At 60.0% G+C, this 6,061-nt stretch carries 10 protein-coding genes and 2 pseudogenes; 8 read left to right on the forward strand and 4 right to left on the reverse strand.

Annotation, left to right across the window (positions count from 1 at the left end; all coding sequences use genetic code 11):
* Nucleotides 1-90 precede the first annotated feature (90 nt).
* Nucleotides 91-738 (forward strand): S24 family peptidase, encoded by a 648-nt coding sequence (locus FY112_RS01970; protein ID WP_011650846.1) that lies wholly within the window; start codon nt 91-93, stop codon nt 736-738.
* Nucleotides 739-985: 247 nt separating this feature from the next.
* Here the strand turns inward: FY112_RS01970 and FY112_RS36555 are convergent, their stop codons facing one another.
* On the reverse strand, nt 986-1,162 hold the full coding sequence (locus FY112_RS36555) for a hypothetical protein (RefSeq protein ID WP_181018125.1): 177 nt from the start codon (nt 1,160-1,162) through the stop codon (nt 986-988).
* A gap of 451 nt (nt 1,163-1,613) precedes the next feature.
* On the opposite strand from FY112_RS36555, the gene FY112_RS01975 reads away from it, so the two are divergent.
* Genes FY112_RS01975 through FY112_RS01985 form a run of 3 tightly spaced genes read left to right on the forward strand, consistent with a single transcriptional unit; the run spans nt 1,614 to nt 2,346 of the window.
* Nucleotides 1,614-1,877 carry a hypothetical protein gene (locus tag FY112_RS01975; protein ID WP_151517520.1) on the forward strand — a complete coding sequence of 88 codons (264 nt, stop codon included), beginning with the start codon at nt 1,614-1,616 and terminating at the stop codon, nt 1,875-1,877.
* An 11-nt stretch (nt 1,878-1,888) separates the two neighbouring features.
* The gene (locus FY112_RS01980) at nt 1,889-2,125 is read left to right on the forward strand and encodes a hypothetical protein (RefSeq protein ID WP_151517521.1); all 237 of its coding nucleotides are present in this window, start codon (nt 1,889-1,891) and stop codon (nt 2,123-2,125) included.
* On the forward strand, nt 2,122-2,346 hold the full coding sequence (locus FY112_RS01985) for a hypothetical protein (RefSeq protein WP_151517522.1): 225 nt from the start codon (nt 2,122-2,124) through the stop codon (nt 2,344-2,346). The genes FY112_RS01980 and FY112_RS01985 overlap by 4 nt, the downstream gene beginning before the upstream one ends.
* Nucleotides 2,347-2,372: 26 nt before the next feature.
* Here FY112_RS01985 and FY112_RS01990 read toward each other — a convergent pair whose 3' ends face one another.
* Nucleotides 2,373-2,612 (reverse strand): DUF982 domain-containing protein, encoded by a 240-nt coding sequence (locus tag FY112_RS01990; RefSeq protein WP_064647069.1) that lies wholly within the window; start codon nt 2,610-2,612, stop codon nt 2,373-2,375.
* A gap of 180 nt (nt 2,613-2,792) precedes the next feature.
* Between FY112_RS01990 and FY112_RS01995 the strand changes: the two genes are divergently transcribed.
* From FY112_RS01995 to FY112_RS02010, 4 genes and pseudogenes are all read left to right on the forward strand, one after another.
* Nucleotides 2,793-2,981 (forward strand): hypothetical protein, encoded by a 189-nt coding sequence (locus FY112_RS01995; protein WP_020048865.1) that lies wholly within the window; start codon nt 2,793-2,795, stop codon nt 2,979-2,981.
* A gap of 9 nt (nt 2,982-2,990) precedes the next feature.
* Nucleotides 2,991-4,011 (forward strand): annotated as a pseudogene (locus tag FY112_RS02000) (LuxR family transcriptional regulator).
* Between the two features lie 130 nt (nt 4,012-4,141).
* Nucleotides 4,142-4,750 (forward strand): hypothetical protein, encoded by a 609-nt coding sequence (locus FY112_RS02005; protein ID WP_151517523.1) that lies wholly within the window; start codon nt 4,142-4,144, stop codon nt 4,748-4,750.
* A 30-nt stretch (nt 4,751-4,780) separates the two neighbouring features.
* Nucleotides 4,781-4,987: pseudogene (locus FY112_RS02010) on the forward strand (PIN domain-containing protein); the annotation flags it as partial.
* Nucleotides 4,988-5,120: 133 nt separating this feature from the next.
* On the opposite strand, the gene FY112_RS02015 reads toward FY112_RS02010, so the two are convergent.
* Nucleotides 5,121-5,363, reverse strand: coding sequence for a hypothetical protein (locus FY112_RS02015; RefSeq protein ID WP_151517524.1), 243 nt, complete (start codon nt 5,361-5,363; stop codon nt 5,121-5,123).
* 161 nt (nt 5,364-5,524) lie between these two features.
* Nucleotides 5,525-5,773, reverse strand: coding sequence for a hypothetical protein (locus FY112_RS02020; protein WP_131630595.1), 249 nt, complete (start codon nt 5,771-5,773; stop codon nt 5,525-5,527).
* Nucleotides 5,774-6,061: the final 288 nt, after the last annotated feature.

The following is a 6,061-nucleotide window of genomic DNA, read 5'->3' on the forward strand; positions in this document are numbered from 1 at the left end:
TTGTCATGACGATTAGGGTACAATTAATACCCGTAATGTCAAGCACATTAGGGCATGACATGTACCTTAATTTAGGGTATTTTTTATATCATGTTGAAAGATCAGGAACAATTTGAGCGCGAAGAACGCGCAAAGCGGCTGGTCATGGCCCGAAAGAATGCCGGCTTTGCCGGGCCGAAGGCGATCGTCGATCGGTTCGGCTGGAATGCCAATGTCTACAAGGCGCATGAATCCGGTCGCAACGGCTTCGGCATTGCCGATGCGAAGAAGTACGCCCGTGCCTTCAAGGTCAATCTCAACTGGCTGCAGTTCGGAACCGGCAACGCGCTTGACCCGGATGAGCTGCCGGCCTCCGTCGCCGATGTCCCAAAAATCTCCTGGGTCAGCGCCGGCCAGCTGAGCGAGCAGGCGCCGATCACCGACTTTTCGGAGTTCCCGACGGTCGCCGCCCTCGATCTGCCCGATGGCGAATGGATCGCGCTCGAGGTCGAAGGCAATTCGATGAACAAGATCTCGCCGCCAGGCTCGATCATTTTCGTCAATCTGCGCGACAAGCGCCTGGCGCCGAACGCGCTCTATGTCGTCGCCGACGAGACAGGTGCCGCAACCTACAAGCGCTATCGCCCGAACGACGACCCGCCCTTCCAGCCGGCTTCCTACGAGGACGTGCCGCCGCCGGAATTCCAGGGCGCCGTCACCATCGTCGGCCGCGTCCGCCGATCGATCATCGAGATGTAGGGATGAGAGCTCAAGGCTCGGAAGGCTTGCCGCAAATCAATCATATTTCAACAGGGAAAACAGGATGATACGCCCTTCCTCACGCGCCGGCCGAATCTGGTTCTATATCGTCACACTAGCGGTGTTGCTCCTGGCGTATAGCGCCGCGCGAGAGATGTACGGCTTGTAGGATTTCGCTCCTGAGCTCGTCGATCCCCAGCCGGGGTCACGAGGGGTATCGGGAGGATTCATCCTCTGAAACCACAAATTACGGAAGCTCGGGATGCCGTTCGCGCACCACTCTCGACACCGCCACCAGGATGGAACGGATGGCTGCGGGGAACATGTCCTTCGGCAGCTTCTCCTCCCATGGATCGTAAAATTCGGTGATCGCATCCAGGCCCGCCTCGATCACTTCGTCGGTGATTTCGATTTCGTTGCGCATCGCAGGCCTCCTTTTTTCTCCTAGCATCATACTCCAACTTCAGTTCTCATTCCTATCTCTTCAGCTTAGGAGGAGAAGGTTCCTGAAGGCTGGTGAGGGAGGGTTCCGGCCAAAGCTTCCCCCTACCCCATGAGCAAAGCCCATGAAGCCGGGAGAGCATTGGCCAAGTCCTGAAGGCCGGAGCCGGGATGGGACACGTGCCAGAGGGGCCATTCGCTTCGCCCTCGTCCTGATTTTCTGACAGCGCACTTAAGGACTTTCGCTTCCCGCGCCGCTGGGCTTCGTCAGCTCGGGAGTTGCACCCGGTCGCCCAATCACTTGTCCCAGACATAGACCTATGATTCGTACCTCGTCAATCTGTGAGGTATTTTTTATACCTTCGCGGTTGACGCAATCGGGTATGATATATACCTTTCCATCTAGGCCGATCAGAGGCGCGAGAGGACAGGCGATGCAGCACATCCGCAATATCGAGACCGAGGAGAGCAAGCGGGATACCCGCTGGAATGCGGCGCGCACGATGGGCGACTGCCGCGCCTATATGGCGAACGAAGCCCAACGCATGGGCGCCCTCGGCTTCGCGTTCCTGCGCCGCCCCGAACATTCGATCCGCGGCCCGTCCTGGCTGCGCGGGGCGGCGGCAGGCGTCGAGGAGCATTACCGTTATGCCCGCGAGATCATGGGCATCACCGATACCGACCAGCTTTACGCTTGAGGGGAACGGAGATGTCTGCCGCCAATCTTATACCTGGTTCAACCGAAAGCCCTTCCCTTCCTGCCGCCCGGCGGGCCGGGACAACCGAAAAGGCCTGCGCCAAGGCCTGCTTCACGGCCGGGGCACCCGATCTCCGGCAGGCGCTGGTGGAGGCCGAACGCTTTTTCGATGGCAGCGACGATCACGGCTGCCCGCTTCACCAGAAAATCCTCGCCGCCATCGACACGGTGAAAGGCGGTGCAGCATGAGCGATTGCCTCATCAAGGCCTTTTCCGGCTGCGCCTGCCCGCCCGGCGAATGCGCGCAAAAGCCCGTCAGCCCGGTGCCGGTCATCTTCATCTCGTGGCGGATCCAGGCCATCGCCTGCCTCACCTTCGGCTTCCTCGCCGCTATCGTCTCCGCCGCCTGGATGGAGACACAGCTCAAAACCCGGGATCTGCAAAACCAGGAGCAGGTGTCATGGAAGTGAGCCAAGGCTTTGCCAGACACCACCGGTCAGGAGCTGAATTTGATGTCGCTGGCCTTGGCTGCCGTAATGAATGCCCGCCGCACCTGCTCTGGCCCGGCCGCATCATTGAACACATCAAGCACAAGCCGCTCGGCCACCTTGGCCGCCGGCGTCTGTTCGGGCCAATCGTTCAGCAAAGTGTTGCCGGCCTGAACGACATTGTAGACGGTTCTGGTCTTTCCATTGATGGTGATTTTCACCGGTTTGAAGCTTCGTCGCCTGCTCATGATGCAGCCCCCTCACGCTGGACATGCGACTCAACGAATCACTTTGGGACTCGTTCCGGTTGAGATGATTCTTCGTTCGCCAGCCGGGCGCCGAGCCTGATGTCCTCCGCCTGCATGACAGAGCACGGCTCGGATGCGTGCGAGAATGCGGCAGATGAAGCCGAACCGGGAGGCAACACAATGGACCTTCAGAGTCTCGTCGCCGCGCACATGCCAAACCGCCGCCGCCCGACGCAGATGGGTGCCGCGGCCGAGGACCGATACTACCGAAATCAGATCACCCTGCCGCGCCTGAGGCTTCGGCTCCTCGGGCTGATCGCAACCACCGCCGGCGCAACGCTGCTTCTGGCTGTCGTCATCCAGGCATGAGGTGCCGTCATGCTCCGACAGACTGACCATGCTATGCTGCGATCCGTTGTCACGGGGGACCGCGCGATGAACGACGGCGAGGCTGACCGGGCGGCGATCATGGCAGTGATCCGCGCCGAAACAGAGGCCTGGCTGCAGCGGGACTTCGAGGCGCTGGCAAGCCACTGGGTGCAGTCGCCGCAGACCCGGCGGATGGAATATTTCGCCTCGCTCGGCGTCCGGGTGGACGAGGGCTGGGACCCGATCGCCGCGCGGATCAAGAAGATCGTCGAGCGATTCCCGGAGAAACACGCCTTTTCGGAGCGTCCGCTGGGAAAAGGTCAACATCGTCGTCGACGGCAACATGGCCTGGATGACCTTTGATCAGATCGGCAGCGACACCGGCGAGGATCGCAAGCGCCAACTGCGGATCCTCCACCGGATCGACGGCGCCTGGAAGATCGGCTGCATGGTGATGATGGAGAGCAGCGTCGAGGAGGCGAACTGCCCGCTGATCGAGGTCGACGGGGATGCGCGGATTCTCTGGACGAACCGGTTGGCGCGGGAGCGGATGCATGGCCATCCCGGGCTGGTCGCCGCCGCCGGCCGCCTGCGTGCCAGGCAGCGCGAACGCGACCCTGCGCTGCGCGAGGCGGTGCGGCTGGCATTCCGCGAGCTGCAGAGCCAGCGACCGCTGAACATCGCGCCGAAGCAGGCCTGGTCGGTGGCGCTCGGCGAGGACGCGGCGGGGATTCCGCTCCACTGCTGGGTTCTGCTCGAGGACGGCAAGGCGCTGGTCTCCTTCGACGACGCCGAGACGCTGGTGCGCCGGATCGCAAGCGCGCGGGAGGTCTTCGGCCTCTCGCCGGCGCAGACCCGGCTCGCGCGCCTGATCGTCGATGGCCATGACCTTGCTGCCGCCGCCGGTCTGCTCGGGGTCAGTGTCAACACGTTGCGCACCCAGCTACAGCGCATCTTCGACAAAACCGGCGTCCGCAACCAGGCGGCATTGGTGCGGGCGCTGCTGAGCGCCGGGGCTCCGAGCCAATAGGCTCGACCGCGACCAATGCTCATGACGCGGCACCTCGCGCGAAACACGGCAGGACTGGCTCCGGTTGAGGCGCCTATCTTGCGTGTTATTGTTGATCAGAGAATCAATGAAATTTGCCGGTGGCTAAAACGTGCCAGAGCCAGAAAAACGTAGCGATAAGTTTACGTGGACATATGCCCTCTGGCTGTTGCCATTCCTGGCGCAAAATTGGCTATATTGGCTTCAACCCCAATGGGATTGGTGGACGATCAGCCTGATCGTATGGGTCCTGACCCTGATCGCCGTCGCAGGCTCCCTCTGCATCAATCTGGCGCAGCGACGCTGGCGGCGTCTCGTCTCTCTCCTAATCGCACCCCTTCTGTTGCTGGTGCTGCTCCGTCTCCTCGCTGCTATCGGAATAACGTCCGACAGCGTTCGATTTGCGCTGACCAAGCAAACCTATCTGGCAGAAATCGAACGAACCGATCTGCCGGGCGGAGAGCAACGATTCAGGACATTCGTATGGGACGATACGTTCCTCGAGAAAACCTACTCGACGCTCGTCTACGACGAGAGTGATGAAGTCGCCTTGCCCAGGGGCGAGCAATCCACGGCCTGGCAACAGCGTGTCCAGACATCATGCTCGGAAAAGAAGGAATGCGTGGATCTCGATCCCGGTCCGGACGAGTACGTCAGCGTCAGCAAGATCGGCGAACACTTCTATATTCTGGACAATTATCTGCCGAATGCGTTTCCTTAAGCCGCCGCCGCTGCACCCTTGGAAAATTCCCTCTTGCCGATCGATACGGTTGTCGCGCGGATCGTCGGCGCTCTGGAAGATGAAGCCGAGAGCCAGGGCCGCCATCCCGGCCTGGGCGATCTCATCATCGCGGCGACCGCGCGCGCCTATAACCTCACTGTCATCACGGAAAACTTGCGGCATTTCCAGCCGCTTGATGTCGCTGTCGATCTTCCCGCCGCGTTCCGGTCGGAATGATCGTTACCGACGCTGCCAAGACGCCGCCGACCGAATCGCAGATATCTCGCGAGCAGGATGCTTCGCCGGCCGCACTACCATTGCTACGGGCTAAATGATGTCCCGCCCGATATTCATCCAGATGGAGCACTCATTACTGGTTAGCTAGGCCGGAGGTTTCCGCGTCCATCTGACCGGACCGGGGGCCAAGGCGCTCCGTTAGGTTCTGGAAGAGCCTATCTCGGGCGGAGTTCTGAACGAGATCGATGGCAAGGGTCAGCGCGCGGCGGCCTTCGTTGCTATCGATCTCACAGTGGTTCTTTGTACACCACTGCCGAACCGCAGTGATGACGACTTCGATGTCTTGATCGGACAATGTAATGAGGGACTGAAGCATTTCGATGCCTCCAAAATCCGAGAGCGCCTATGGTCCGCCAAGGGATGAAACCGATCGCTAAAGCGCGTCGCGATCTTTCAGATTCGCTTGTCGCGCTTTAGGTCTTTGTTTTTACGCATGTCGTTGTCGCAAAACCGCTGCACACTTTTGCGCGACATGCTTTAGTGATGAGCAGTGGACGTCGCTGCGTTGACCTGCAGCGAATAGGGGCTGTCAAACCTCGTGATCAGCAGCGTAGCCAGTTCCTCCGGCGTCCTATGCCCTTGGCTATAAAGATCGGCAGCCGCGCTGCAGAGCAATTGCGTTGCTCGTTCCGTCGGCATGACGCGATTATGCCGGTACCAGGTCCGAATAGCCTCCGTAAGCACGTTCACGTCTTTCGTCCGGAGCGAGAGATTGAAATCGATCATATCATCCTCCTACGCCTCGCCGCTCCGGGTTAATCTTGAGTTTAAGCTCGTGCTAAAACTTTAATCCATCGGCTCCTCGCCGCCAACTGTCGGTGCGGTTGCGCACATTGGCCGCAAGGGCATCGGCACCGATGACGAAAGCATATCCAAATGCTGTTGATCTGAACGCTGCGGAACGGCAAAATAAGTGACTTATCCTGCCGGGCTTTGAAGGATTTCGAATGCCACGCTTCTACTTCAATATTCTGTCTGAAGCAGGATCGCTCGACGACTGGGAAGGAACCGAGC

Source organism: Rhizobium sp. PEPV16 (assembly GCF_008919455.1).
In the GTDB taxonomy this organism is placed as follows: Bacteria; Pseudomonadota; Alphaproteobacteria; order Rhizobiales; family Rhizobiaceae; genus Rhizobium; species Rhizobium leguminosarum_Q.